26 protein-coding genes and 2 other annotated features are annotated in these 26,575 nt (G+C 41.1%); of the genes, 24 read left to right on the top strand and 2 right to left on the bottom strand.

Annotated elements, in window-relative coordinates; translation table 11 throughout:
- Nucleotides 1–489 precede the first annotated feature (489 nt).
- The 10 genes from ytxC to ACQKKO_RS16210 all read left to right on the top strand — a co-directional run bounded on the left by ytxC (nt 490) and on the right by ACQKKO_RS16210 (nt 8,580).
- A complete protein-coding gene (gene ytxC, locus ACQKKO_RS16255; RefSeq protein WP_498649010.1) occupies nt 490–1,359 on the top strand; it encodes a putative sporulation protein YtxC in 870 nt (289 codons plus the stop codon).
- Nucleotides 1,360–1,671: 312 nt separating this feature from the next.
- Nucleotides 1,672–3,588 (top strand): threonine--tRNA ligase, encoded by a 1,917-nt coding sequence (gene thrS / locus ACQKKO_RS16250; RefSeq protein WP_498649008.1) that lies wholly within the window; start codon nt 1,672–1,674, stop codon nt 3,586–3,588.
- 26 nt (nt 3,589–3,614) lie between these two features.
- Nucleotides 3,615–3,995 (top strand): OsmC family protein, encoded by a 381-nt coding sequence (locus tag ACQKKO_RS16245; protein WP_498649006.1) that lies wholly within the window; start codon nt 3,615–3,617, stop codon nt 3,993–3,995.
- Nucleotides 3,996–4,055: 60 nt separating this feature from the next.
- Nucleotides 4,056–4,173, top strand: a sequence feature (ribosomal protein L20 leader region).
- 122 nt (nt 4,174–4,295) lie between these two features.
- Nucleotides 4,296–4,799 carry a translation initiation factor IF-3 gene (gene infC / locus ACQKKO_RS16240; RefSeq protein WP_210340910.1) on the top strand — a complete coding sequence of 168 codons (504 nt, stop codon included), beginning with the start codon at nt 4,296–4,298 and terminating at the stop codon, nt 4,797–4,799.
- A 38-nt stretch (nt 4,800–4,837) separates the two neighbouring features.
- Complete coding sequence (gene rpmI, locus ACQKKO_RS16235) at nt 4,838–5,038, top strand: 50S ribosomal protein L35 (RefSeq protein WP_203089699.1); 201 nt, start codon at nt 4,838–4,840, stop codon at nt 5,036–5,038.
- A 34-nt stretch (nt 5,039–5,072) separates the two neighbouring features.
- Entirely contained in the window at nt 5,073–5,432 is a 360-nt protein-coding gene (gene rplT, locus ACQKKO_RS16230; protein WP_203089702.1) for a 50S ribosomal protein L20, read from the top strand.
- Between the two features lie 66 nt (nt 5,433–5,498).
- On the top strand, nt 5,499–5,783 hold the full coding sequence (locus ACQKKO_RS16225) for a DUF1294 domain-containing protein (protein WP_498649003.1): 285 nt from the start codon (nt 5,499–5,501) through the stop codon (nt 5,781–5,783).
- Nucleotides 5,784–5,811: 28 nt separating this feature from the next.
- Nucleotides 5,812–6,363, top strand: a complete 552-nt coding sequence (locus ACQKKO_RS16220) for a VTT domain-containing protein (protein WP_498649001.1) — start codon at nt 5,812–5,814, stop codon at nt 6,361–6,363.
- 340 nt (nt 6,364–6,703) lie between these two features.
- A complete protein-coding gene (locus tag ACQKKO_RS16215) occupies nt 6,704–7,045 on the top strand; it encodes a DUF485 domain-containing protein (protein WP_498648998.1) in 342 nt (113 codons plus the stop codon).
- Nucleotides 7,042–8,580: a solute symporter family protein gene (locus ACQKKO_RS16210; protein ID WP_498648996.1), complete on the top strand. Its 1,539-nt coding sequence runs from the start codon at nt 7,042–7,044 to the stop codon at nt 8,578–8,580. The genes ACQKKO_RS16215 and ACQKKO_RS16210 overlap by 4 nt, the downstream gene beginning before the upstream one ends.
- Nucleotides 8,581–8,699: 119 nt before the next feature.
- Here the strand turns inward: ACQKKO_RS16210 and ACQKKO_RS16205 are convergent, their stop codons facing one another.
- A complete protein-coding gene (locus ACQKKO_RS16205) occupies nt 8,700–9,095 on the bottom strand; it encodes a sigma-w pathway protein ysdB (protein ID WP_498648994.1) in 396 nt (131 codons plus the stop codon).
- Between the two features lie 173 nt (nt 9,096–9,268).
- Here ACQKKO_RS16205 and ACQKKO_RS16200 point away from each other — a divergent pair, with 173 nt between their 5' ends.
- Entirely contained in the window at nt 9,269–10,351 is a 1,083-nt protein-coding gene (locus ACQKKO_RS16200; RefSeq protein ID WP_498648992.1) for a M42 family metallopeptidase, read from the top strand.
- A 281-nt stretch (nt 10,352–10,632) separates the two neighbouring features.
- Here the strand turns inward: ACQKKO_RS16200 and sspI are convergent, their stop codons facing one another.
- Nucleotides 10,633–10,839 carry a small acid-soluble spore protein SspI gene (sspI, locus tag ACQKKO_RS16195; RefSeq protein WP_479822301.1) on the bottom strand — a complete coding sequence of 69 codons (207 nt, stop codon included), beginning with the start codon at nt 10,837–10,839 and terminating at the stop codon, nt 10,633–10,635.
- A gap of 112 nt (nt 10,840–10,951) precedes the next feature.
- On the opposite strand from sspI, the gene ACQKKO_RS16190 reads away from it, so the two are divergent.
- The 13 genes from ACQKKO_RS16190 to trxA all read left to right on the top strand — a co-directional run bounded on the left by ACQKKO_RS16190 (nt 10,952) and on the right by trxA (nt 26,562).
- Nucleotides 10,952–11,707 (top strand): TrmH family RNA methyltransferase, encoded by a 756-nt coding sequence (locus ACQKKO_RS16190; protein WP_498649026.1) that lies wholly within the window; start codon nt 10,952–10,954, stop codon nt 11,705–11,707.
- Between the two features lie 68 nt (nt 11,708–11,775).
- Nucleotides 11,776–12,008: a binding site (T-box leader), on the top strand.
- 46 nt (nt 12,009–12,054) lie between these two features.
- Nucleotides 12,055–13,089 (top strand): phenylalanine--tRNA ligase subunit alpha, encoded by a 1,035-nt coding sequence (gene pheS / locus ACQKKO_RS16185; RefSeq protein WP_498648988.1) that lies wholly within the window; start codon nt 12,055–12,057, stop codon nt 13,087–13,089.
- Between the two features lie 17 nt (nt 13,090–13,106).
- Nucleotides 13,107–15,527, top strand: a complete 2,421-nt coding sequence (pheT, locus tag ACQKKO_RS16180; protein WP_498648986.1) for a phenylalanine--tRNA ligase subunit beta — start codon at nt 13,107–13,109, stop codon at nt 15,525–15,527.
- A gap of 285 nt (nt 15,528–15,812) precedes the next feature.
- Nucleotides 15,813–16,073, top strand: a complete 261-nt coding sequence (zapA, locus tag ACQKKO_RS16175) for a cell division protein ZapA (protein WP_498648984.1) — start codon at nt 15,813–15,815, stop codon at nt 16,071–16,073.
- 21 nt (nt 16,074–16,094) lie between these two features.
- Nucleotides 16,095–16,640 (top strand): CvpA family protein, encoded by a 546-nt coding sequence (locus tag ACQKKO_RS16170; RefSeq protein WP_498648982.1) that lies wholly within the window; start codon nt 16,095–16,097, stop codon nt 16,638–16,640.
- Nucleotides 16,641–16,722: 82 nt separating this feature from the next.
- Nucleotides 16,723–18,453: a DNA polymerase/3'-5' exonuclease PolX gene (gene polX / locus ACQKKO_RS16165; RefSeq protein WP_498648980.1), complete on the top strand. Its 1,731-nt coding sequence runs from the start codon at nt 16,723–16,725 to the stop codon at nt 18,451–18,453.
- 16 nt (nt 18,454–18,469) lie between these two features.
- Nucleotides 18,470–20,830: an endonuclease MutS2 gene (locus tag ACQKKO_RS16160; RefSeq protein ID WP_498648978.1), complete on the top strand. Its 2,361-nt coding sequence runs from the start codon at nt 18,470–18,472 to the stop codon at nt 20,828–20,830.
- A 15-nt stretch (nt 20,831–20,845) separates the two neighbouring features.
- On the top strand, nt 20,846–21,262 hold the full coding sequence (locus tag ACQKKO_RS16155; protein ID WP_498648976.1) for a DUF350 domain-containing protein: 417 nt from the start codon (nt 20,846–20,848) through the stop codon (nt 21,260–21,262).
- 527 nt (nt 21,263–21,789) lie between these two features.
- Entirely contained in the window at nt 21,790–22,857 is a 1,068-nt protein-coding gene (locus ACQKKO_RS16150; protein ID WP_498648974.1) for an amino acid ABC transporter substrate-binding protein, read from the top strand.
- A gap of 92 nt (nt 22,858–22,949) precedes the next feature.
- Nucleotides 22,950–24,125 (top strand): amino acid ABC transporter permease, encoded by a 1,176-nt coding sequence (locus ACQKKO_RS16145; RefSeq protein WP_498648972.1) that lies wholly within the window; start codon nt 22,950–22,952, stop codon nt 24,123–24,125.
- A gap of 5 nt (nt 24,126–24,130) precedes the next feature.
- Nucleotides 24,131–25,339: an amino acid ABC transporter permease gene (locus ACQKKO_RS16140; protein WP_498648970.1), complete on the top strand. Its 1,209-nt coding sequence runs from the start codon at nt 24,131–24,133 to the stop codon at nt 25,337–25,339.
- A gap of 17 nt (nt 25,340–25,356) precedes the next feature.
- Entirely contained in the window at nt 25,357–26,148 is a 792-nt protein-coding gene (locus ACQKKO_RS16135) for an amino acid ABC transporter ATP-binding protein (protein WP_498648968.1), read from the top strand.
- A gap of 99 nt (nt 26,149–26,247) precedes the next feature.
- Nucleotides 26,248–26,562: a thioredoxin gene (gene trxA, locus ACQKKO_RS16130; RefSeq protein WP_203089748.1), complete on the top strand. Its 315-nt coding sequence runs from the start codon at nt 26,248–26,250 to the stop codon at nt 26,560–26,562.
- Nucleotides 26,563–26,575 lie beyond the last annotated feature (13 nt).

The following is a 26,575-nucleotide window of genomic DNA, read 5'->3' as shown; positions in this document are numbered from 1 at the left end:
GTACGCAAGATATTGAACCGCCGTATACGGAACCGTACGTACGGTGGTGTGAGAGGTCGGATAATCAATTAATGATTATCCTCCTACTCGATTTGGAACATAACTAAAAACCAATACGAAAATGGCGAATGATTCGATTGCAGAACCATTCGCCTTTCGTAATTTTATTTGAACAAGCGGAGGGAGAACCTGAGACTTCTACGGAACAGAACGTGGTGAAGACATTGTAGCGACGTTTTTCCGGCGAGTGGGCTGAGGCCGTTCCGCGGGGTGCGAGGGATTCCTGTAGCGGATTTATGGCTATGTTCATATTTTACTATCTGAATGAATGTTATGTTTCAACCCCTTTTTTATTTGGTGGAATGTGTCGGACAAAAAAGCAAACAGATTCGGTCATGTTCCACTTATTTATACATAGGATGAAATAGAGCCCAAGATTGGCATAAGGACACGTTGTAAAGAGTTTGATAAGGTTAGGGGGAATATCGGTTGATCGCCATTCATTTTGAAGAAAAGCTAGACTGTCACAAACTCTATCAAGAATTAACGCACTATGTTCAAAAATATCAGCCCTATGGCCTTGGTGCGGACATACAAGTTCATGATGCAGGAACACTGTTTGTACACTACGAAGATCGTCATGTGAGCTTTTATGATTCGTTTCATCCACTTTTAGCTTCTTTGTTAACAGACTTTGTGATTAACAGTAAAGAAGAAGAATGGCTGCTATCAATTATTGAAACGATGTTTTATTTCACTGATCATGAAGAACAGTATCAAATCCTCTCTATTGCAAAACGCATCCTTGATGGCGATATAGAAGATTTACCGGACATTCAATTGTTTTTTAATCGAAAAGAGTTTATTTATCAAGCATTTGCTACAAACCTCGAACAGGAAACGTCTTTTTATTATGAACCCTTTCTAACGTTTCGTCTTAGAGAATATGGAGAACTACTTATTGATTGTGTAGAGATGGCGATTGATGAATATATGTTAGAACAGGATTATCAACATATGCTTGAAAACTATCGTCAGCATCTTAGGAACACTCCTTGTAAGGTGAGTCGGGTCTATATTGTTCACGATCAAGTATTCACGTTGTATGATTCCAGCTTCCGCGAGCTCACACGAGATGAGATCCTGTTTTATCTTGAAGAAGAGTTGATTTTCGAAGAGGGGTTAGATGTGCAGGATATGCTTATTAGTCCACTAGTAAGTATGGTTCCAAATGAAGTGCATTTATTTACGAATGAGCCAGAGAATGGTCTCATTGCTTCGATTCAATCGATCTTTGAAGAACGACTTCATCTCTATCCGCTTAAAGATCAAGTGGATAAAAAATGTGAACCTACTTGATTTTTTCCGTATGCCTCCCTATAATATACTACATATTAAGATTATGATGATCTAAACAGTGTAGATGAGGACGCGAGGCATATAAGATAGTTTTCAGAGAATGAGGCGCATGCTGAGAGCCTCTAAACTAGATGTATGAGCTTACCACCTTTGAACTGCATCGGGGAACGATAGTAACCGATGCCGGCACGCAGCCGTTATCTGTATGATAAGCCGTAGTACGGACATTAGGGTGGAACCGCGAACCACACTCGCCCCTTCATTGGAAGGGACGAGTGTTTTTTTGTGCTCATATTTACAAAAAAGGAGAGAATGTACATGGAACAGTTAGAATTGATTTTCCCTGATGGAGCAAAGAAGGAGTTTCCACAAGGATCAACAACAGAGGATGTAGCTGCATCAATTAGTCCTGGACTTAAGAAAAAAGCAATTGCTGGTAAGATTAATGGTCAATTAATTGATTTAAAGCGCCCGATTCCAGAGAGTGGTGAGGTTGCCATTATCACACCTGAATCAGATGAAGCATTGGAGATCCTAAGACATAGTACGGCTCACCTAATGGCCCAAGCGGTTCGTCGTTTATTTAAAAATGTAAAGCTTGGTGTTGGTCCGGTAATTGAAGATGGATTTTATTATGACATCGATTCAGAGGAGTCCATTACTCAAGAAGACTTACCGAAGATTGAAAAAGAAATGAAAAAGATTGTTTCAGAAAACCTTGAAATCCATCGTCTTGAAGTAAGCCGTGAGGAAGCCAAAGTGAAATTTGGAGAAGATGAGTATAAGCAGGAGCTACTTGAAGCGATTCCTGCGGGTGAGCAAGTAACCATCTATGAGCAAGGTGAATTCTTTGATTTATGCCGTGGAATTCATGTTCCGTCTACAAACAAAATCAAAGCCTTTAAGCTTCAAAACCTAGCTGGTGCATACTGGAGAGGGAATAGCGACAACAAGATGCTTCAGCGTATTTATGGTACTGCATTCTTTAAGCAAGCGGACTTAGATGAGCATCTAGAGTTATTGCGTCAAGCAAAAGAACGCGATCACCGTAAGCTCGGTCGTGAGTTAGAATTATTCATGTTCTCAGAAGAAGCCCCAGGAATGCCGTTTTTCCTTCCAAACGGACAAACAATCCGTACAGAGCTTGAGAATTTCTCACGCAACTTATATACAAAAGCTGGGTATCAGGAAGTTCGTACTCCACTAATGATGAACCAACGCTTATGGGAGCAATCAGGTCACTGGGATCACTACCATGAGAACATGTACTTCTCAGATGTAGATGATAAGCGGTTTGCACTTAAGCCAATGAACTGTCCTGGACATATGTTAATTTATAAAAACGCACAGCACTCGTATCGTGATCTTCCAATCCGTATGGCTGAATTTGGTCAAGTTCACCGCCATGAGCTAAGTGGATCGTTAAACGGAATGCTACGTGTTCGGACGTTCACGCAAGATGATGCACATATCTTTGTAGCACCAAATCAAATTGAAGATGAATTGAAGCAAGTATTTGGTCTTGTTGATCAAATTTATAGCACATTTGGATTTGAATACTCTGTAGAGCTTTCTACTCGCCCAGAAGATTCTATGGGAGCAGATGAGCTATGGGAACAAGCAGAGCAGTCACTTGAGAATGTCTTAAAAGATTTAAATGTTGATTATATCTTAAATGAAGGGGACGGAGCATTCTACGGTCCTAAAATTGACTTCCACATCAAGGATGCACTGAAACGTAGTCACCAATGTGCAACGATCCAGCTTGATTTTCAAATGCCAGAGAAGTTTGATCTGACATATGTAAATGAACAAGGAGAGAAAGATCGTCCAATTGTTATTCACCGTGCAGTATTTGGCTCAATTGACCGCTTTATTGCGATCTTAATTGAACACTTTGGTGGAGCGTTCCCAACGTGGTTAGCACCTGTACAAGTTCAAGTGATCCCAGTTTCTCCAGAAGCTCACTTAGAGTATGCTCAGGAAGTGAAATCATTGTTCGAAGGAATGGGTGTTCGCGTTCAGCTTGATGAGCGTAATGAGAAAATCGGTTATAAAATCCGTGAAGCTCAAATGAAGAAAATACCTTATATGCTCGTCCTTGGAGACAAAGAGGTAGCAGATGGAACAGTAAATGTTCGTAAATACAGTGAGCAGGATCAACAGGTAGTAGATAAAGATGCCTTCCTTGCTCAAGTGGTTGAAGAAATTTCAACACACCGACTGTAATAAATAGACGAAGGGAGGGGATTCATTTGGATTTCCAAATGACCGAGCACGGATTTACCCATACGACTTCATTTGATACGCTTCATGTGTCTGGAGATGAAAACTACGGGTTTAGACCATACCAATTGTTGGTTTCATCGATTGCGGTTTGTAGCGGCGGCGTGTTCAGGAAGATTCTTAAAAAGAAACGAATTTCTTATCACGACATCGCATTGTCGGCTGACGTGATAAGAAATGTTGATGGAGTGAACGAAGTGACGGATGTCTCCCTCCACTTTGTGATAAAAGGAACCGATGCCTCGGAGAGCACGATTCAAAAGGCATTGGATCTCGCTACAAAGAATTGTCCAATCGTTCAATCTGTAAACCAAAGCATACGGATTAAAGAGACTTTTACATTAAATTAATCATGAGGTTGACAGCCTGTATCGCCTATGATATTATTCTAAGAGTGTGTTAAACAAACTATAGGAAAGCAGAAGCGCCCGCTTCTCACCTGATCGACCGGTGTCGGTAGGTATCATTCGTTTTCAGTATTAACGAGTATTCAGTGTGGGCGCAGTGCGCCCGCACTTTTTTGTGTGGAATCTTGTTAAAGCGTACTGCTGTTACTTTCTTGTACACACGTCAATGATGATGACCTGTTTAGACGATATACAGTCTGCAAGATCAAAATCCAGTGGAGGTGGCTCATTATTAGTAAAGACATGTTGGTCAATGAAGGGATTCGTGCCCGTGAAGTAAGGCTTATTGGTGCAAATGGCGATCAAATTGGTGTGAAATCGAAGTTTGAAGCGCTAGAAATGGCCCAAAACGTCAATCTTGACCTTGTGTGCGTCGCACCAAATGCAAAACCGCCTGTTTGCCGCATAATGGATTATGGAAAATACCGCTATGAGCAGCAGAAGAAAGACAAAGAAGCACGCAAAAACCAAAAAATCATTAACACTAAAGAAGTCCGTCTGAGCCCAACGATTGAGGATCATGACTTCAATACGAAACTACGTAATGCACGTAAGTTTCTAGAGAAGGGCGACAAGGTTAAGGCAGCTATTAGGTTCCGTGGACGTGCAATTACTCACTCTCAAATTGGTCGTGTCGTTCTTGAACGTTTGGCTAAAGAGTGTGAAGACATTGCCACTGTTGAAGCGAAACCAAAAATGGAAGGCCGTAGCATGTTCCTTGTGCTTGCTCCGAATGCGGAGAAATAAAAGCCTGTCTTGAACCACATTAAAGGAGGATTAGATTCATGCCAAAAATGAAAACACACCGAGGCGCTGCTAAGCGTTTCAAACGTACTGGGAGTGGCAAGCTAAAACGTTCACACGGTTTTACTAGTCATATGTTCCGTAACAAGTCTCAAAAGCAAAAACGTAAGCTACGTAAGTCAGCTATGGTTCACTCTGGAGACTTCAAACGCATTCGTCAAATGTTAACGTACAAAAAATAATTGATCTGGTTGGATTATAAAGGAGGGATTAGCGATGCCAAGAGTAAAAGGCGGATATGTCGCTCGTCGTCGTCGTAAGAAAGTTTTAAAGTTAGCTAAAGGTTATTATGGTTCTAAGCATACGTTATTCAAATCAGCACAAGGACAGGTAATGAAAGCATTACTTTATGCTTACCGTGACCGTCGTCAAAAGAAACGTGATTTCCGTAAGCTTTGGATCACACGTATTAACGCAGCTGCACGCATCAACGGTTTGTCTTACAGCCGTTTAATGCACGGATTAAAGCTTGCTGAAATCAACGTGAACCGTAAAATGCTTGCTGACCTAGCAGTGAATGATGAAGCTGCTTTCACAGCTCTAGCTGAAAAAGCAAAAACTAGCCTTAAAGGTTAATGATAAGAGAAAAGCGCCGTCTGTTGACTGCGCTTTTTTTTCTTTTATTGAGATGGAGGAAGCATCATGTATATAGCAGTAGCTATACTTCTTATCTATTATTTGATCATGTCTATTATAGGATATTATAGTATGACTCAAGACAAAAAAAGGGCGATTAAACAGTTGCGAAGAACACCGGAAAAGACGTTGCTTGGGATTGCGATACTAGGGGGAAGTTTCGGTTCATTTCTTGGCATGCGGTTACGTAGACATAAAACGAAGCATTTGACCTTTTCATTTGGACTCCCTATTTTAATGCTTGTTCATCTTAGTCTACTTTTATTCATTCAAAAAGCGATACAAGCATAAGGTATGCAAGAGGGGAGTTTGTTGCAGCTTGGAAGAATACGTAGAACCAATCACTCAATTTATTGAACAGGCAGGTTGGCTGGGTCCTTTTTTCTTTATCCTTTTTCATCTGATTAGACAGGTGTTATTTATTCCTGTGTTACTCATTTGTATTGTAGGGGGATTTCTTTTTGGTGGAGTATTCGGCTCTATCTATTCGTTTGTTGGCTTAATGGGGTCTTCACTTAGTTTTTATCTATTATTATCATACATCCCATGGCTCCACAGGCGACTAGCCAGGTTAAAAGAAAAGGTGTTAAAGAAAGATCCTGCTCTTAATGTATGGCAGCTTTCATTATTTCGCTTGGTTCCATTTGTTCATTTTCATGTTTTATCGTTTTACGCTATGGAGAAATCAGCAAATGTAACAGAATATATGAAGCAGTCATTTATTATGAACATTCCAATGGCCATTGTGTATACATCATTTGGTAACTTACTTTATAACTTGAACACAGTAGGCTTACTGATTCTTGCTAGTTTCTTGATTATCTTAATCATACTTAGTAGAAATTGGAGTGACCAAGTCGTGACACGTTAAACGAACACAAAATGATAGGAGCATATTTTGTGTTTTTATGGATATTAGCGAAAGGAGAACCCGAGACTCCTGCGGTAAAATACGTGGTGAAGACACTGTAGCGGTGCTTTTTCCGCGTAAGGGGCTGAGGCCGTATCGGCGGGTGCCAGGGATTCTCCTGTAGCGGATATCATGCTATGTTCGTGTTTACTTATATTCGTTAGTGATACGTTTAGCCTTTTAACAAATATTGAAAGCGCTTTATTTTTTTAATTGACAGACCCTTCCACCTAATTTACATTAATAGTATGTTAGACTGTTTGACTGCAAAAATACTGCTAATGAGAGAAGGGTGATTGAATTGAGTCAGGTTAAATCAAAGACAGATGCAAATCCTCCGCTTCAGTACAGTCAGGTCGAAAAAAGCACTAAGTTCAAAGAATTGATGCAAGAGAAGAAACGCTTTATTGTCCCGCTTACCGTCTTCTTTTTACTCTTTTACTTTTCACTTCCCGTCTTAGCTTCGTACACTACGATTTTGAATAATCCCGCCATCGGTAGTATTACATGGGTCTGGATCCTCGCCATTGCTCAGTTTGTAATGACTTGGACTCTTTGTATACTTTATGTTAGAAAGGCAGCACAGTTTGATCAGAAAGCAGATGAAATTTTATCTGAGTACGAAGGGGGACGTTCTAAATGAGTTGGATGGTGATCGCTCTCTTTTTACTCATTGTAGGAAGCACCCTTGTTATCACGTATTATGCCGCGAAACGAACAAAAACAGCTAGTGAATTTTACACAGCAGGTGGGGGACTTACAGGCTGGCAGAACGGGTTAGCCATTGCTGGAGACTATCTATCAGCTGCCTCCTTTCTAGGGATAGCTGGTGCGATTGCTCTGTTTGGCTTTGATGGCTTTTTCTACAGTATTGGGTACTTAGTAGCTTATCTTGTTGTTCTTTTTATTGTGGCAGAGCCTCTGCGGAATCTTGGTAAATATACGCTTGCTGATATGATTCATGCTAGGTTTGATGCCAGAAAAGTACGTGGTGTGGCTGCTTTTAGTACGATCACCATAGTGATCTTTTATATGATTGCGCAGCTTGTTGGGGCCGGAGCACTCATTCAATTATTATTTGGAATTAATTATTCTTGGGCTGTTGCCCTTGTTGGAATCATGATGACGATTTACGTACTGTTTGGAGGAATGACAGCAACAAGCTGGGTACAAATTATTAAAGCTGTCCTTCTGATGGTGGCAACTCTTGTCATTTCCGTTATGGTCCTCTTTAAATTCAACTTCAATATTTTAGGAATGTTCAACGAAATGAAAACGGTTACAGACCATGGTGCCGATTTTCTAAATCCAGGGTTACAAGGTCGTGCGCCGCTTGATTCTATTTCTCTTATGCTGGCACTTGTGCTCGGAACAGCAGGATTACCCCATATTCTAATGCGTTTCTTTACAGTGCGAGACGCAAAAACAGCTCGTAGTTCTGTAGTAACAGCCACGTGGATTGTTGGAATCTTTTATGTACTTACCATCTTCTTAGGGTTTGGTGCCGCTGCATTTGTAGGAAGAGATGCCATCGTTGCAGCAAATAGCGCAGGAAACATGGCAGCGCCACTTCTCGCGGAAGCATTAGGTGGGGAATTGTTTATGTCCTTTGTTGCGGCAGTAGCCTTTGCAACGATACTGGCAGTTGTTGCAGGTCTAGTTCTATCGGGTGCTTCAGCTTTCGCTCACGATATATTCAATCAAATTATTAAAAAAGGAAAAGCAACAGAGAAGGAACAAGTAATTGCCGCACGTTCTGCTTCTGTAGGGGTTGCTGTCTTTTCAATTATTCTTGCGTTGTTTGCTCAGAATATGAATGTAGCCTTTCTCGTTGCGTTAGCCTTTTGTGTGGCTGCCAGTGCAAATCTTCCAGTAATTGTTTACACAATCTACTGGAAACGATTCAACACAAGCGGTGCCATTTGGGCGATGGTTTCAGGGCTTCTCACAGCCATCATTTTAGTGTCGATCAGCCCAAATGTGTTTGCTGCTGATGGATCAGCTATTATTACCGGAACACCAATCTTTCCATTAACAAACCCAGCTATTATCTCAGTGCCAGCAGGATTTCTTGGAGGTGTTATCGGAACCCTCTTATCCAAACAAAAAGAAGATGTGAACAAGTATGCTGAGGTGAAGGTAAAAGCAAATACCGGATACCGAGATTCAGCTTCATAAAAAGAAGAGCTTGGGACAAACACAAAACGAATAAGGAAAATGGCGAATGATTCGATTGGTGAATCATTCTCCATTCGTAATTTTATAAGCGAATTGATGTTTTCTCCTAATCTCTTTCTCTACTCCTTCAGCTGATCGCGTAGAAATTCTTTTATAGGTGATTTCCACTCAATGGTTGCTTCCGGATAGCGAGTCCGAATGTCTTCCTCGATATATTGAAAGTCTTCTCGCTTTAAGCCTTGTAGTGCATTAAATTCCTTTGTCCAGATATAGATGGTAATGATATCGAAGGAGGATTTTGTAGTGCCCATATATTTCTCTCCTTCAAACATCACGCCTTTGTACGTAAGGGAAAAGTTTTTGCGAACATCGGTTTGATCATCTAAAAAGAAAAATTGCTGATGTCTGTGAGCTTTCTCGAGTTTTCGTAAAGGATGGAAAAAGTATTTTACGATACTGTATACGACTATTAATATGGCAAGTAAAAACATGAGTCTAAAGATAATAACCATCATATGGACTGAGCCTCCTTGGCTTCATCAAAATTATGAATGTACGTTTGTCTTATGCTATGCTATACGAATGAAAGAGAAAAGAGTTGCATCTTTTTTAGAAAAAAATAAAATAAAGTTTATAAAGAAGAGAAACCTATTGATATAGGCTTAAAACAGTCTAAGGAGGCAATGACATGCAAGAAGATCAACAGCTTAAGATGTTAAAGGATTTAACGGATGCAAAAGGAATATCTGGATTTGAAGCAGAGGCACGAAAAGTCATGAATACATATATCGCTCCTTATGCAGATGAAGTGTATACGGACAGACTTGGAAGCCTGGTTGCAAAGAAATCTGGCTCACAAGATGGACCAAAAGTTATGGTGGCTGGCCATTTAGATGAAATCGGATTTATGGTAACTTCCATCGATAAAAAAGGATTTCTTCGGTTTCAAACAGTAGGAGGCTGGTGGGGACAAGTCATGCTAGCTCAACGAGTGACTGTTGTAACTGAGAATGGGGAAGTGCCAGGTATTATCGGTTCAAAGCCACCGCATATTTTAACACCAGAGGCGAGAAAGAAACCTGTTGAGATCAAGGACATGTTTATTGACATCGGAGCGGAGAGCAGAGAACAAGCGGAAGAATTTGGCGTACGTCCTGGAGACGCAATTGTACCCGTGTGCGAGTTTACCGTGATGAAAAATGAGAAGCTTCTTATGGCAAAAGCTTGGGATAACCGCATTGGCTGTGCCATTGCTATAGATGTCTTAAGGCTGTTAAAAGATGTGGACCATCCGAATACGGTTTATGGTGTAGGAACTGTTCAAGAAGAAGTAGGACTACGAGGAGCCAAAACATCGGCTGCACTCATTCAGCCTGATATCGGTTTTGGTGTAGACGTAGGAATTGCCGGAGACACTCCGGGAATTACAGAAAACGAAGCCCTTGCCAAAATGGGAAATGGCCCTCAAATTGTTTTATATGATGCATCAATGATTGCTCATAAGGGGTTACGTGACTTTGTTGTAAAAACAGCTGATGAGCACAACATTCCTTATCAATTTGAATCCATGGCTGGAGGCGGAACGGACTCAGGTGCCATTCACCTAACAGCAAATGGTGTTCCTTCCCTCTCTATTACGGTTGCCACACGTTATATCCATACACATGCAGCCATTTTGCATCGTAATGATTATGAGAATGCGGTAAAGTTAATCGTTGAAGTGATTAAAAAGCTTGATACAGAAACAGTGAATACCATTACGTATTCCTAACAAAAAGAAGAAGTCTGGACAAGACCAAAATTAATGAGAAAATGGCGAATGATTCTACGATCGAATCATTCGCCATTCTTGTTTTTTAGTAAGACGAGCGGAAGGAGAACCCGAGACTCCTGCGGAATAGGACGCGGTGAAGACACTGTAGCGGCGCCTTTCCCGCGTAAGGGGCTGAGGCCGTCCTTGTGGGTGCGAGGGATTCTCCTGGAGCGGATATTGTGCTAGGTTCGTGTTTTGCACACAACATTAATGTTATCTCCCAGCCATTTCTTTTATGTTTATTGCAACCCTTTACTAATCATATCGCAAATTTCATTCTTTTGTTCTTCGTTTGCTTCTTTCCAATACACTTCAAACATAACACCTAGTCCTGGTAGCATTTTCTCTTCACCGTTTTGAATAGCATCTACAATGGTTGCTTCCACTTCTTGATCACTATGTCCATGAATGTTGGCCATAATTGCACCGCGTAGGTTAAAACCCATATAAATCTCTCCTTTTTTAATGAAAATCTGTATACAATGTAGTATGGCTTGTTTAAAGTAGAATATGCTGAGGAAAGATGAAGATGGATGAGGAAGTAGAAAGGTGAATGAGATGAAACAAATTGATTCAAGTAAAAACGAACAAGTTAAACAATGGAAAAAATTACATAAAAAAAGAGGCAGAGAAAAAGTAAACCAATTTCTGATTGAGGGCTTTCATTTAGTGGAGGAAGCGGTGCGTGCTGGAATTGAATTTGTTGCGGTTATTGTTTCAGATGAAGAGCTCATTCCATCTAGTTGGGATGTGGATGACAGAAACATAATCCTGACGAATGACAGTGTCTTAAAGGAATTAAGTGAAACGGATTCCCCACAAGGGATTATGGCCGTATGTACGATACCAGTTCAGCAAGAATTGTCTGCGGATTATGGCCGGTATTTATTAATTGACCGCGTCCAGGACCCTGGGAACATCGGTACCTTAATTCGAACAGCCGACGCTGTCGGAATGGATGGAGTCATCGTTGAAAAAGGATCAGTGGATTTATATAACAGTAAGGTGCTAAGGTCATCTCAAGGATCTATGTTCCATCTCCCTGTCATTAAAGGTGAACTTACAGATTGGATTGATGCGTTTAAACAAGCGGAAGTCCCCGTTTATGGAACATCTCTTCACAATGCGTTGGTCTATACGGAGGTTCAACCAACGGAAAGCTTTGCACTGATTTTAGGGAATGAAGGAGAAGGTGTTCAACCGGATCTGTTAGACAGGACAGATCAGAACCTGTACATTCCTATCTATGGTAAAGCAGAGTCCTTAAATGTGGCGATTGCTGCGGGAATCTTGCTTTATCACTTAAGAACGTAATGCATTTTATGAGTTGGTGTTGCGATTAAGAGGCGAATTTATTATAATGAATAACAGATTCATACATGATAAATGCGAAGAAGGAACATAGTAAACCCCTTACCGCCTTTCAGAGAAAGATGTGTACGCTGCGAGCATCTTAAGGAAATGGAGAGGTTGAATTCACTCTGGAGCAGACATTAGCGCGCAATTGGTGCGAAGATGTTTCCGGCTTTAAGCCGTTATCCGTTAGAGCGTTTTAAATAGATGGCGACATCTGTTTTTTAAACTAGGGTGGTACCGCGAGTCTTTCGTCCCTTTTTGGGAGAGAGGCTCTTTTTTTATTTTATAAAGCAGGAGGAATGAACATGAAGGAAACATTAGAAGCGCTTCTTCAAGAGGCACTTGGAAAGATCGAAGCAGCAGAGGATGGTCGAGCACTACAAGAGGTACGTGTTTCATACTTAGGAAAAAAAGGACCGATCACAGAAGTTTTGCGTGGTATGGGAAAGCTATCTGCTGAAGAGCGACCAAAAGTGGGTCAAATGGCCAATGAAGTACGAGACGAGATTAAAACAAAGCTGGATGAAAAGGAACAAGCACTTGAAGACATTCGAGTTGCAAAGCAGTTGGAAGAACAAAAACTTGATGTAACGATGCCGGGTCGACCAATTGAAAAAGGCACAAAACACCCGCTTCAAGCCGTTGTGGAAGAAGTAGAGGACATCTTTATTGGTCTTGGTTTCTCTGTAGCAGAGGGCCCAGAGGTAGAAACAGACTACTACAATTTTGAAGCTTTAAACTTACCAAAGGATCACCCAGCTCGTGATATGCAGGATTCCTTTTATTTCACAGATGAGTTGCTGCTTCGTACGCAAACATCTCCTGTGCAGGCAAGAACGATGGAAGCACATGATGGTGTAGGTCCAGTTAAAGTCATTTGTCCAGGTCGTGTGTTCAGACGTGATAATGATGATGCAACACATTCGCATCAATTTATGCAAATTGAAGGATTGTACATTGACCATAATGTGCGTATGAGTGACCTCAGAGGAGTTCTGGATTCGTTTGTTAAACGATTCTTTGGAGAGAACCGTGAAATTCGACTTCGTCCAAGCTTCTTCCCATTTACAGAGCCTTCTGTTGAGGTAGATGTAACGTGTGCTTTATGTGGAGGAAAAGGATGCCGAGTCTGTAAACAATCAGGATGGATTGAAGTGCTTGGAGCGGGAATGGTTCATCCAAAAGTGTTGGAAATGAGCGGATTCGATCCAAACGAATACAGCGGCTTTGCTTTTGGAATGGGTGTAGAGAGACTTGCTATGCTTAAGTACGGCATTGATGATATCCGTCATTTCTATACAAATGACAAACGATTTCTTGCACAGTTCAAAAGGGTTTAAGGAAGGGGAGAAAAAATATGCTTGTTTCATATAACTGGTTAAAACAATATGTAAATGTAGATGATGTAACAGCAGCAGATATTGCTGAAAAGATGACGCGTGGTGGAGTTGAAATTGATTTTGTTCACAGCTTAAACCAAGGTGCTTCCTCCATTGTGGTAGGATATGTCCAGTCTTGTACTCAGCATCCAGATGCAGATAAATTATCGATCTGTCAGGTTGATATTGGCGAAGTGGAAACGGTTCAAATCATTTGTGGAGCTGCAAATATTGCTGAGGGTCAAACGGTTGTTGTAGCAAAGGTTGGCGCACGACTACCTGGTGATTTGAAAATCAAAAAAGCAAAGCTACGCGGAGAATTATCACAAGGAATGATTTGTTCTCTTCAAGAGCTTGGAATCGATTCAAACGTTATTTCGAAGGATGTTGCAGAGGGGATTTACGTATTTTCTGAAGCCATTGCTCCAGGAACTGATGCCCTTGACGCCTTAAATCTGACGGACGAAGTGCTTGAATTAGACCTAACTCCGAACCGATCTGATTGCTTGCATATGCTTGGCGTGGCGTACGAAGTAGCAGCCCTTTACGGAAAAGATGTGACTCTTCCAGAAGAGAACGTAGAGGTAGATAGCGCAAGCGCAAGTGACCTCATTTCGGTTGAAGTAGAAAATAAAGAGGAAACAAGCTATTACGAAGCGGTTGTGATTAAAGATGTTAAGGTCGGAGTTTCGCCGCAATGGCTTCAAAACCGTTTGATGGCAGCTGGAATTCGTCCAATTAATAATGTGGTTGATAGTACGAATTATGTTCTCTTGGAATATGGTCAACCATTGCACGCATTCGACTACGATAAAGTAAGCTCAAATCAAATCCTTGTTCGTCGTGCAAATGATGGCGAAGAGCTTGTGACCTTAGATGGACAAACGCGTTCGTTAACTGGTGAGAACCTAGTCATTACAGACGGAGAAAAACCTGTAGCATTAGCTGGTGTGATGGGTGGTAAAAGCACTGAAGTAGATGAGTCCACAACGACCGTGTTACTTGAAGCGGCCGTTTTCCATTCTTCACTGATTCGTCAGTCATCGCGCGTAGCGGGTGTTCGCAGTGATTCAAGTGCGCGTTTTGAAAAGGGCGTAAATCCTGAACGCACACCTCATGCAGCCAAACGAGCAGCAAAACTTATTCGTGAGCTTGCATCAGGATCCATTCTTTCAGATGCAGCGGTTGTTGATGCACGAACAATGACAGAACCCAAAATTGAGCTGAATCTGATAAAAATGAACCAACGACTTGGGATGGATTTAACAAGTGAGGAAACAGCAGCGATTTTCAAGCAGCTTTCCTTTAAAGTGGAACAAACAAACGAAGGGTTTGTTGTGACAGCGCCTATGCGACGTCCTGACTTACAAATTCAAGAGGACTTGTACGAGGAAGTAGCTAGAATCTATGGTTATGATAACATTCCTGCTACTCTTCCAGAGGGGACAACGTCACAAGGCTCGCTCACACCTTATCAAGCAAAAAGACGTCGAGTAGCTAGCTACTTTGAAGGTGTTGGATTAAGTCAGGTTCTAACTTACTCTTTAACGAGTCCTGCTAAGGCAAATGCCTATAAGCGTGAGGATCAGGCATTAATTCAATTATCAATGCCAATGAGTGAAGAGCGTAGCACAATGAGAACAAGTTTAATGCCTCATCTATATGATGTATTGTCTTATAACGTAAATCGTAAAAATGCAAACATGCACGTGTACGAGATTGGATCGATCTTCCGTTCAAACGAAGAAACCTTAACAACACAACCATCCGAGCACGAATACGTAGCTGGTGCCTTAACAGGTATTTGGCAGGAAAACACATGGCAAGGGGAGAAAAAGGTTGTTGATTTCTTTGTAGTAAAGGGGATCATTGAAGGGTTGGTAGCTGAATTAGGATTAGAAAACGTCATTAGCTATAAGCCGTCCACTCGTCCGCACTTGCATCCTGGACGTACTGCTGAAGTGATTATGGATGGAAAAGTAGTTGGTTATCTAGGACAGCTTCATCCAACTGTCCAACGTGACTCAGATCTTCGAGAAACGTATGTATTTGAAATCGATTTACAAACATTGCTTCATACTGACGTTTCACTTATTCAATATAAGCCACTGCCACGATTCCCGTCGATTGTACGTGATATCGCACTTGTTGTGAATCAAGAGCAAACAGCGGCAGAGATTCAGCACATTATTCAAGGTGCAGGTGGATCCTTGCTTACATCCGTTCAATTATTTGATCATTACGAAGGGGAACATTTAGAGACAGGAAAGAAATCTCTTGCGTTCTCACTCACATACCTTGATTCGGAAAAAACCTTAACAGATGCAGAAGTAGAAGAAGTTCATCAAATCATTCTACAAAAACTTGAATCCGATGCAGGGGCAACACTGCGTCAATAACTAAAAATAGTGTAAGAAGGAAGGCAAATGATTCTAAAATGGGATCATTTGCCTTTTGTTGTTAGAAAGGGCGGAGGGAGAATGCGAGACTCTGGCCGTACCCGGGGGTGCGAGTGTTCTCCCGGAGCGGAAATGGTGCTCTTTTCATTTGGAGAAGAGTTTTGTTTGAAAGACTGGTTCTTCGTGTTATCATATAAGCTAGGGGTTTTTCTTGACTCAAAATTGAGCTGAAGTCGACTAGATGTGACGACTTGGCACAATCAGGTGAACGAGGGGGCTTTTTGGGTGGCGGATCAAAATGACAAAAAACATCGGACAACTGTCTCGATTTATGGTCAGCAATATACGATTGTTGGTCAAGAAGAGCCAGCTCATGTTAAAGAGGTTGTTCGGTTTGTTGACAAACAAATGAGAGAAATGAAACGTAGAAATCCATATCTAGATACAACTCGCCTCGCCGTGCTCACCGCAGTTAATGCCGTTAGCGAATATAAAAAACTAGAAAAACAACTGTCCATAAAAGACGAAGATAAAAAAGAAATTTAGCAAGACAGGAGAGTCAGAATCATGTTAAGTATCATTATTTTATTGATGCTCGTATTTAGCTTTTTTGTAGGAAGAAGAAGAGGATTTATTCTTCAACTTATTCACTTAACAGGTTTTATTATATCGTTATATGTTGCCTATAGGTATTCAGGTAATCTGGCGGATAACATCCAATTCCGGTTGTTTATTCCTTTCCCTGAATTTGACGGGGATGGAATTGGAGGAATGCTGATCCAAGCATTTAACACAGAAGATGTGTATTATCGTGCCATTGCATTTGCCATTTTGTTCTTTGCGACACGTATCATTTTACACATCGTCGGAACAATGCTTGATTTTGTTGCCCACTTACCAATATTGCGTACAATTAATAAGCTACTTGGAGGCATCCTTTGTATCGTTGAAACGTATCTGATTGTTTTTGTGCTGTTGTATGTAGCGGCCGTTCTGCAAATAGATGTGGTTCAAGGGTTTATGCAAGATTCAATTGTTGCACAGTTTATGTTGAATCACACACCATTCTTATCTGATTGGATCAAGGACCTGTGGATCAGTCAAGATTTTTAGAAGGCTAAAAAGGCTGGCTCAAGTGAGTCTGCCTTTTTTACCTTTAGATTAGAAAGCTAGTGAAAAGGAGCGGATAAGACATATGGATAAAAAGAAAGTGATTCAAATACTCGAATCAATTGCGATACATCTTGAGATTAAAGGGGAGAATTCTTTTAAAATTTCCGCTTACCGAAAAGCAGCAAAGGCACTCGAATCCGTTGCTTCAACTTTAGAAGAAATTGAAAAGCCAGAGAAAATTGATGGAATTGGAAAAGGGACAGCCTCTGTTATTGAGGAATTAAAAGAGACAGGCCATTCTAGCCTGCATGAAGAATTACAAGCATCCATTCCAAGTGGGTTATTACCCCTATTAAAACTACCTGGAGTAGGTGGGAAAAAGGTTGGTAAGCTATATCAAGAATTAGGAATTACAGATATGGAGTCTTTAAGACAAGCTTGTCTCGAAGAAAAATTACGTGGGATGGCCGGATTTGGGGCAAAGACAGAAGAAAAGATCCTACTAGCAATTGAAGCGTTTCAAACACGTCCTGAACGAGTAGGGATTGCCATTGCACTCAAAGCCGCAACATTCTTGTTGGATAAACTTCATCAAATGGATGGAATTATTCGTTATGAGCTCGCTGGCAGCTTAAGAAGAATGGAAGAGACTGTGAAGGATATTGACTTTATCCTCTCCACAGACAATCGTGAAAGAGTGATTGAACAATTACTTGCTATGGAAGGTATTCAACAGGTAATTGGGGCAGGAGAAACAAAGGTCTCAATCGAAATGGCAATCGAGGAGTTTGTGATTGGCGTTGATTTCAGGTTAGTAGAAGATGTTGAATTTGCTTCCGCGCTCTTACATTTTACTGGCTCAAAAGAGCACAATGTGAAGCTTAGGCAGCTAGCAAAGGAACGAGGAGAACAAATAAGTGAGTATGGTGTGTTAGATAAGGAATCAGGTGAAACAAAAACATTTAAAACTGAAGAGGCGTTTTATGCGCATTTCGGATTAGCCTTTGTACCACCTGAGGCCAGGTTAGGACGGGATGAGCTTGTGAGTGAATCTGATAGACAGGACTATGTTTCAGAGTCTCAAGTCCAATCGGATCTCCATATGCACACCGTCTGGAGTGATGGCGCTCATTCAATAAAAGAAATGGTTCAAGGCTCAAAAGAACGTGGGTATACTCATCTTGCTATTACTGATCACTCGAAGTTTTTACAAGTGGCGAATGGTTTAACGGTTGAAAGGCTAAAGAACCAGCATGAAGAAATCCGCGCCTTGCGAGAAGAATCTGATCTACATATTCTCACAGGAATTGAGATGGATATCTTACCTGATGGATCATTGGATTATGATGACGATGTATTAAAAGAGATTGATTTTGTAATTGCGTCCATTCATTCTTCTTTTTCACAAAAAGAAGAGGTGATTATGGAGAGATTAAAGAATGCTCTATTTAATCCTCATGTTGATTTGATTGCTCATCCAACGGGTCGAATCATTGAGAGAAGAGAAGGCTATGCTGTGGATGTACCGACGTTAATTAAGTGGGCTGCTGAAAGTGGAACCGCCTTGGAACTCAATGCGAGTCCTGAACGACTTGATTTATCTGCACATTGGGTCAAGCTTGCGTATGAGCATGGTGTACCGATTTCTATTAATACGGATGCACATCATATTGATCGTTTATCATTTATGAAATATGGAGTTGGCGTAGCTAGAAAAGCGGGCATCCCAACAGATGCAATTATGAATACATGGTCGTTAGAGCGACTACAAACGTATTTACACACAGAGAAATCAAAACGATTGAAACGATAAATAAAGGAGTTCATTTATGGAACATGTGATGCGTGTATTAGAATATACAAAATTGAAAAAACAGCTCCTCGAGCATGTTTCTTGTTCTCTAGGTAGAGAGAAAGTTGAAACATTAGCTCCTTCAACGGACCTGGATGAAATTCAACAATGGCAGGAAGAAACAGCCGAGGGAGTTGAAGTTCTTAGACTTAAAGGTCATATTCCACTAGGTGGAATAAAAGACGTGAAGGCTGAAGTAAAACGCGCTCAAATTGGCGGGGTCTTAAGTGCGACAGAGCTTGTAGGGATCAGCTCAACTCTTTATGGTGGAAGGCAAATGAAAGCCTTCATTGAAGACGTAGTAGAAGAAGAGAAAACGCATATTCCATTACTATCTGACTATGCAACCCAGCTTGAATCTTTACGTGACTTAGAGCGTAGCATCAACCAATGTATTGATGATTATGGTCAAGTGATGGATTCTGCAAGTTCAGAGCTTCGTACATTGCGCCATCAAGTTCGAAGCTTTGAATCCAACGTACGTTCAAAGTTAGAATCATTAACAAAATCACAATCTACACAAAAGATGCTTTCCGACTCAATCATTACAATTCGTAACGATCGATATGTGATTCCTGTAAAGCAGGAGTACCGCGGTTCCTTCGGAGGGATTGTTCACGATCAATCGGCATCAGGTGCAACGTTATTTATTGAACCTCAAGCTGTGGTGATATTAAACAACCAATTGCGTGAGGCTCGCGTAAAGGAAGCGCAGGAAATCGAACGCATATTACGAATGCTTTCAGACAGGGTCGCTGAAGATGGGGAAGCAATTTTACTTAACTTAACGATTCTTGCACAATTCGATTTTATTTTTGCAAAAGCGAACCATGCGAAAAAGCTAAAAGCTACTAAGCCTAAGCTGAACCGCAGGGGTTTTACCAACATAAAGGATGCGAGACACCCTCTACTTGATCCTACGTCGGTTGTTCCCATCTCACTACAGCTAGGTGGAGACTATCGTTCACTCATTATTACTGGGCCAAACACTGGAGGAAAAACCGTTACATTAAAAACCGTTGGACTTTTAACTTTGATGGCTCAGTCTGGTTTGCAGGTGCCCGCAGAGTATGATTCTGAGCTTGCAGTGTACACGTCGATCTTTGCTGACATTGGCGATGAACAGTCGATTGAACAAAGCTTAAGTACGTTTTCTTCACATATGACAAACATTGTACGAATTCTAGATCAAATGAATGCAGACAGTCTTGTGTTAATCGATGAATTAGGGGCTGGAACTGATCCGACAGAAGGAGCAGCGCTTGCTATCTCGATTCTTGATACGATCTATCGCCGCGGAGCCTGTGTGATGGCTACAACCCACTATAGTGAGTTAAAAGGATATGCGTACAACCGTGAGGGAGCGATCAATGCGAGTGTAGAATTCGATGTAGAAACACTTCGACCGACATATCGCTTACTTATTGGAGTGCCTGGTCGAAGCAATGCATTTGCCATTTCTAGAAGACTCGGTTTAAGTGAAGAGATCATTGAAAAAGCAAAAGAACAGATTGATCTGGATTCAACACAGATGGAAACTGTTATTGCTTCTCTTGAAGAAAGCCAAAAGCGTGTACAAAAAGAATCAGACGAAGCGACTCAGCTTCGAAAGGATTCAGCGAAGCTCCACGCTGAGCTTGAGGAAAAGCTAGCTGAGCTTGAATCAGAGAAAGAACATATTCTAAGACTAGCTGAAGAAAAAGCTGAAAAAGCAGTTAAAGATGCAACGGAAGAAGCAGAAGTCATTATTGCCGAGTTAAGAGACTTACAAAAACAAGGACTTTCAGTCAAAGAACATCAAATCATTGAGGCGAAAAAACACCTTGATGAAGCGGCACCAAAGCTGACGAGCAAGCAAAAACGTGTGAAGAGGATGGCTCAACAAGCAAACCGAAAACCGATTCCTGGTGATGAAGTCAAGGTCTTAAGCTTTGGGCAAAAGGGAACGGTCCTTGCTGATCTTGGGAGCGATGAGTATCAAGTTCAGATGGGGATCATGAAGATGAAGGTTGATCTAAAAGATATACTGATTACCGAAAAAGCAAAACCGGTTGAGACAAGACCAATGGCCACACTGAGGAGCACTGGAACCCATGTGAAGCCAGAACTTGATTTACGCGGAGAACGGTTTGATGAAGCGATGCACCGAGTTGAAAAGTATATAGATGATGCTTTGCTTGCTGGTTATCACCAAGTGTCTATCATTCACGGTAAAGGAACGGGTGCTCTTCGCAAAGGGGTAAAGCAGTTAGTTGACAAACATCCCCGAGTGAAAACAGCCAGAGACGCTGATTCAAAAGATGGAGGTCTTGGAAATACCGTAATAGAACTTAAATAAAGAAAGGCTGAAACGATGGAACAGTTAATTATTGAGAATGAGTATGTACGCACACTTGCCCTATACAGTGTGAGTATTTTAGCATTAGTCGTATTTTTAGCCATTTTTGAAACGGTCACATCCTACCGGAACTGGGTAGAAATCAAAAAAGGGAATATTGCTGTCGCGATGGCGACAAGTGGAAAGATTTTTGGAGTAGCTAATATCTTTAGACACTCCATTCAAAACTCAGATTCCCTTTTGATCATGTTAATGTGGGGAGCCATTGGATTTGTTCTATTATTGCTCAGCTATTTTATCTTTGAGTTTTTAATGCCTTCATTTAAAGTAGATGAAGAAATCAAAAACGATAATAGAGCGGTCGGCTTAATTTCAATGATTATCTCAATAGGCCTCTCCTACGTGATTGGAGCGGGCATTCATACACGTTAGATAGGAGAGTGCTATGGAAAAGCTAGCTAAAGTCTTATACGCCTGTTGCGGAGTATTGCTGATCGCAGGGGTCATCTTTTTATGGTTGAATTAGATTTTATATAGTTAATTATTATGAAATAAAATAAAGATAACAAACGAATGACTCTCATAGTAGAGTCGTTCGTTTTTTTTAGCTTATCTAGTGGAAGGAGAACCGTAGACTCCTACGGAATAGTTCGCGGTGAAGACTCAGTAGCGGTGCCCTTCCGCGGAGGAGGCTGAGGCCGTACCCGTGGAAAGCGGAGGATTCTCCTGGAACAGAATTGTTGCTACTAGTCATATTTATAGCCAATATCTAAAGTTCCTCATCCAACTATTAAACTCAATTGGAAATTAGTTATCTAATTGTGAATCAATATGTGTAAAATCTATATTTTTCTAAAAAATATAGTCAGATAATTTGACCAATTAAATGTATTTGGAATTCAACTAGTATATAACTAACATAGTTACTTTATATGAATTGTTAGGGGGAATTGAGAAAAATGAAAAAGTGGATCGTAAATGGAATCGTAGTAACGAGTTTTGCTGCATTACTTGTCGCTTGTTCAGAGGATACCGACACTCCAGCTGAAGAAAATGGAGGACAGTCATCAAACTCCGGAAACTCGATCTCGGCTATTCAAGATCGTGGAGAACTGATTATGGGGGCAAATGACCAGCTTCCTGGCTTTGGATACGTTGGTTCAGATGGAGCATACGAAGGTTTTGATATTGAGTTTGGAAAAGTAATGGCTGCTGCAATAATTGGAGATGCAGATGCTGTCGAATTTAGACCTTTGTCTGCTCAAGAGCGGTTTACCGCTTTGCAAACAGGTGAAGTGGATATGCTTATCCGTAATACTACACTTACGCTTAACCGTGACGTTGAGATCGGTTTAAATTTCGGACCAACTACCTTCTATGATGGTCAAGGCATGATGGCTCCTTCTGATAGTGGAATTGAATCTTTAGAAGATTTGGCCGGAGCAAGAGTCGGAGTAGAGCAAGGGACAACAACAGAGTTGAATTTAGCTGACCAGATGAGTAAACGCGGCATTGATTTTGAATCCGTAACATTCGCTGATCAAGATAGCTTAATAGCTGCCTACGAGTCAGGGACAATTGATGCTTGGACGACGGATCAATCCGGACTCATTTCAAGACTAGAGACGCTTCAGGATCCGTCAGGGCATGTCATTTTAAACGAAGTTCTTTCTAAAGAACCACTTGGTCCAGCCGTTTTAGATGGAGATGACCAATTCCTAGAAATCATGTTCTGGGCAACGAATGCAACCATTCAAGCTGAAGAATTTGGTATCACATCTGAAAATGTGGATGATTTCTTAGATACAGAGGATCCTGACATTGCTCGTTTCCTAGGTGTTGAAGAAAATTTAGGAGAGCAATTAGGGTTAGAAAATGATTTTGCTTACCAAATTATTAAACAAGTTGGAAACTATGCAGAAATCTACGATCGTAACTTGGGTGCGGACAGTCCGTTTGAACTTGAACGAGGTCTCAACGCTCTATACACCGATGGCGGGTTACTCTACTCTCCACCATTTAGATAAACCCAATTCATTTATAGAAATAGCCTGCTTCGATTGAGAGGCAGGCTATTTTCATTCATTAATAGGTAACGATGAAGAAAGGATGACATCCATTGGCACAGCCATCTACTCACAAACGCCCGCCTTTTTGGCGTAATCAAAAATACTTAAATCTCATATGGCAGCTACTATTTTTAGTGTTCATTATAGGCTTTATTGTTTTCTTAGCAACAAATGCAATGGCTGGTTTAAACCGGGCAGGGCTTGGACTGAGTTTTCAATTCTTAACGAATCGTGCTTCTTTTCCTATTGGAGAAACCGTGGTTAGCTTCTCTCCTTCTGATACGTTTGTCAGAGCTTTATATGTAGGATTTCTAAACACATTAAAGGTCTCCATTGTAGGGATCGTATTAACAACGATTGTAGGAGTTCTAGTTGGAATTAGTCGGTTATCTAGTAACTGGCTGCTCCGTACACTATCTACCTGGTACATAGAGATTTTTAGAAATACACCAGTACTCGTACAAATCTTCTTTTGGTATTTTGCAGTAATGCTAGCAATGCCGAGAATCCAAGATGTGAATGCCAATTACGGTTTTATCATTAGTAACCGCGGATTTGTATTCCCTTGGTTCGATGCAAATTCAACCCTGTGGGTTTGGGTTGCTTTACTTCTTGTTTTGGTGGTCGCAGCGTTCATTACATTTAAGTGGAAAAACAAACAACAAATCGAACAGGGAAAAAAGCTTTACCCAAGTCTTTGGTTATTGGGTGTTCTGTTTGTAGGAGTTGTTGGCGGATATCTTGTTTTAAGGGAATTCCCTGCTTCATTAAGCTTACCTGAACATACTGGAACAGGCTCGGTTGGCGGATACCGGTTTTCTCCAGAATTTGCAGCCATTCTGTTTGCACTAGTGATGTATACGGCAACCTATATCGCTGAAATTGTTCGAGGAGGCATTCTTGCTGTACCTAAAGGACAAATTGAAGCTGCAGAGGCCTTAGGCTTAAGCTCATCAAAAATCTTACGCTTCGTCACATTTCCACAGGCGATTCGTACGATTATTCCACCCGTTACAAGTCAATATCTTGGCTTAGCAAAAAACTCTAGTTTAGCGGTGGCAGTTGGGTATCCAGATTTATTTAGTGTCGGGAGTACCACATTAAATCAAACAGGTAGAGCCATTGAAGTTATAACCATTATGTTACTTGCTTACTTAACGATAAGTGTTGTGACATCCATCATTATGAATATTTATAACAAATACACCGCATTGGTAGAGAGGTGAATGGAATGAATACGGAAAAACTCCAACAGATAAAGACCACACCTACATCGCCTATGCCTGCTGAAGTAAGACTTGGTCCAGGTGCTTGGCTTAAGAAGAATTTGTTTTATTCATGGTTTAGTTCCATTCTCACCATTACATTACTTGCTCTTGCGGTGTTGTTAATTAAAAATATTGCAGGCTGGACCTTCTTTACGGCGCGCTGGGAAGTCATCTCCGCTAACTTTAAGCTGTTTATGGTGGGTCAATATCCTATCGATCAGCTTTGGAGAGTGTGGAGCGCCTTGCTCCTCGTGAGCTTGTTTATCGGTCTTACATATGGGGCCAAACGAGGTATATCTACCATCATGTTTTTCTCTGTAACAATTGTCTATCTTGTTTCGTTTGCTTTACCATTTATCTCTGGTTCCTCTCGTTTTTGGCTAGTTGGAGCCCTAGTCAGTTTAGGAGTCGGAGTTGGGCTAGGTATTGTTGTTCCCCATCTCAAAAAGATTGTCGGTTATGCATGGATTCTCTGTTTTATTCTTGTGCTATTTTTCATACAGGGCTTTGGCATTTTACCTGAGGTACGAACTAATACATGGGGTGGCTTAATGCTTACCATGATGCTTGCAACCATTGCCATTGTCTTCTCTTTTCCTATTGGTGTGTTGTTTGCGTTAGGCCGTGCGAGTAAGCTACCAATTGTACGTACGATCAGTGTCATTTATATCGAAGTCATTCGTGGTGTCCCTTTAATCACCATTTTGTTTATGGCTCAAATTATGGTTCCTTTGTTTTTACCTGGGGGCGTAACCGTAGATAACGTGGTGCGGGCAATGATTGGTCTAGTGATTTTTAACTCTGCCTACATCGCTGAGAATGTAAGAGGGGGACTGCAAGCTGTACCCAATAGTCAAGTTGAGGCCTCTCATGCTCTAGGGCTTAGTACGTTTAAAACAACGGTATTTATTGTTCTTCCGCAAGCGTTGCGTGTAACCATACCTTCCATGGTGGGGCAGTCAATCTCTATTCTTAAAGATACGACGCTTGTTGCGACTGTTGGTTTGTTAGATATTTTAGGGATTGGACGCACGGTTACATCCAATCCAGAGTTTTTAGGGACTCAGAAGGAAGTGTTTGTCTTTGTTGCATTGTTATTCTGGGTTATTTGTTTCACGATGTCGGTCACTAGTCGCAAGCTGGAACGATCGTTAAGTGTCGGACACAATTAAGAATGGAGGCTGAAAGCATGAGCAAAGAAACAGAAGTATTAGTTGAATTCGATCCGAGTATTCCTTTACATGAACGAGAAGACATTATCGTATGTGAGGGTGTAAATAAATGGTACAGTAATGAACTGCATGTGTTAAAAGATGTAGATGTTTCCATTAAACAAGGAGAAATTGTTTGTATCCTTGGGCCATCCGGATCTGGAAAATCAACGTTTATCCGCACGATTAATGCCCTTGAAAAAATTCAAAAAGGTCATATCACAGTAGATGGAACACAGCTTTCTGAAGATAATGCAGCGGTGGATACCATTCGCAAGGAAACAGGGATGGTGTTCCAGTCATTTAATTTGTTTCCACACCTGACAATTTTAAAAAACATTACATTATCCCCTATATGGGTTAAGAAGTGGCCAAAGGCAAAGGCAGAAAGTATTGCCCTTGAATTACTTGAGCGGGTCGGTATTCCGGAACAAGCGCACAAGTTTCCAGGGCAATTGTCCGGAGGCCAACAGCAACGTGTAGCCATTGCGCGTGCACTTGCTATGCGTCCAAAGATCATGCTGTTTGATGAGCCTACTTCTGCACTTGATCCAGAGATGGTGAAAGAGGTATTAGATGTTATGAAGGAGTTATGTACAACGGGTATGACCATGCTTGTGGTAACACATGAAATGAGTTTTGCGAGAGAAGTAGCTGATCGCATTATTTTATTTGATCAAGGGGAGCTGGTTGAGATGGGAACTCCTACAGAGCTTTTTGATAACCCTAAGCATGAGAGAACGAAAGCCTTTTTATCAAAAATATTGTAATCACTATTTGGGTTTGTAAGCAATTCATTCGCATCCGAGATATTTGAGTGCTATAATACATTTGAAACCTAAGTTATAGGATTTAAAGGAGGATTTATCATGGCAATTGTGAATGTAACAGACCAAACGTTTTCTTCTGAAACAAGTAGTGGTGTTGTTCTTGCTGATTTCTGGGCTCCATGGTGTGGGCCTTGTAAAATGATTGCACCTGTTCTTGAAGAACTTGATTCAGAAATGGGCGATAAGATTAAAATTGCAAAGCTGGATGTTGATGAGAATCAAGAAACAGCTGGGAAATACAGTGTAATGAGCATTCCAACACTTCTTGTGTTTAAAGACGGAGAAGTAGTGGACCAAGTGGTTGGTTTCCAACCTAAAGAAGCGCTAGCTGAGCTAGTTAACAAACATCTGTAAGTACCTCTTGCAC

Origin of the sequence: Alkalihalobacillus sp. NPDC127517 (assembly GCF_050276055.1) — a bacterium.
GTDB lineage: Bacteria > Bacillota > Bacilli > Bacillales > Bacillaceae_D > Alkalicoccobacillus.
The sequence above is the reverse complement of the archived record's forward strand: the minus strand, read 5'-3'. Positions and strand labels throughout refer to the sequence as shown.

Bases quoted from the DNA above. Each gene is read 5' to 3' on its own strand.
- ACQKKO_RS16205 (WP_498648994.1), bottom strand. From the start codon at position 9,095: ATGATGGTTATTATCTTTAGACTCATGTTTTTACTTGCCATATTAATA.
- ACQKKO_RS16150 (WP_498648974.1), top strand. From the start codon at position 21,790: ATGAAAAAGTGGATCGTAAATGGAATCGTAGTAACGAGTTTTGCTGCA.
- ACQKKO_RS16190 (WP_498649026.1), top strand. From the start codon at position 10,952: ATGAAACAAATTGATTCAAGTAAAAACGAACAAGTTAAACAATGGAAA.
- polX (WP_498648980.1), top strand. From the start codon at position 16,723: ATGGATAAAAAGAAAGTGATTCAAATACTCGAATCAATTGCGATACAT.
- pheS (WP_498648988.1), top strand. From the start codon at position 12,055: ATGAAGGAAACATTAGAAGCGCTTCTTCAAGAGGCACTTGGAAAGATC.
- rpmI (WP_203089699.1), top strand. From the start codon at position 4,838: ATGCCAAAAATGAAAACACACCGAGGCGCTGCTAAGCGTTTCAAACGT.
- ACQKKO_RS16200 (WP_498648992.1), top strand. From the start codon at position 9,269: ATGCAAGAAGATCAACAGCTTAAGATGTTAAAGGATTTAACGGATGCA.
- thrS (WP_498649008.1), top strand. From the start codon at position 1,672: ATGTACATGGAACAGTTAGAATTGATTTTCCCTGATGGAGCAAAGAAG.
- ACQKKO_RS16170 (WP_498648982.1), top strand. From the start codon at position 16,095: ATGTTAAGTATCATTATTTTATTGATGCTCGTATTTAGCTTTTTTGTA.
- ACQKKO_RS16140 (WP_498648970.1), top strand. From the start codon at position 24,131: ATGAATACGGAAAAACTCCAACAGATAAAGACCACACCTACATCGCCT.
- ACQKKO_RS16210 (WP_498648996.1), top strand. From the start codon at position 7,042: ATGAGTTGGATGGTGATCGCTCTCTTTTTACTCATTGTAGGAAGCACC.
- ACQKKO_RS16155 (WP_498648976.1), top strand. From the start codon at position 20,846: ATGGAACAGTTAATTATTGAGAATGAGTATGTACGCACACTTGCCCTA.
- infC (WP_210340910.1), top strand. From the start codon at position 4,296: ATGTTGGTCAATGAAGGGATTCGTGCCCGTGAAGTAAGGCTTATTGGT.
- rplT (WP_203089702.1), top strand. From the start codon at position 5,073: ATGCCAAGAGTAAAAGGCGGATATGTCGCTCGTCGTCGTCGTAAGAAA.
- sspI (WP_479822301.1), bottom strand. From the start codon at position 10,839: ATGGGTTTTAACCTACGCGGTGCAATTATGGCCAACATTCATGGACAT.
- ACQKKO_RS16160 (WP_498648978.1), top strand. From the start codon at position 18,470: ATGGAACATGTGATGCGTGTATTAGAATATACAAAATTGAAAAAACAG.
- ACQKKO_RS16225 (WP_498649003.1), top strand. From the start codon at position 5,499: ATGTATATAGCAGTAGCTATACTTCTTATCTATTATTTGATCATGTCT.
- ACQKKO_RS16135 (WP_498648968.1), top strand. From the start codon at position 25,357: ATGAGCAAAGAAACAGAAGTATTAGTTGAATTCGATCCGAGTATTCCT.
- pheT (WP_498648986.1), top strand. From the start codon at position 13,107: ATGCTTGTTTCATATAACTGGTTAAAACAATATGTAAATGTAGATGAT.
- trxA (WP_203089748.1), top strand. From the start codon at position 26,248: ATGGCAATTGTGAATGTAACAGACCAAACGTTTTCTTCTGAAACAAGT.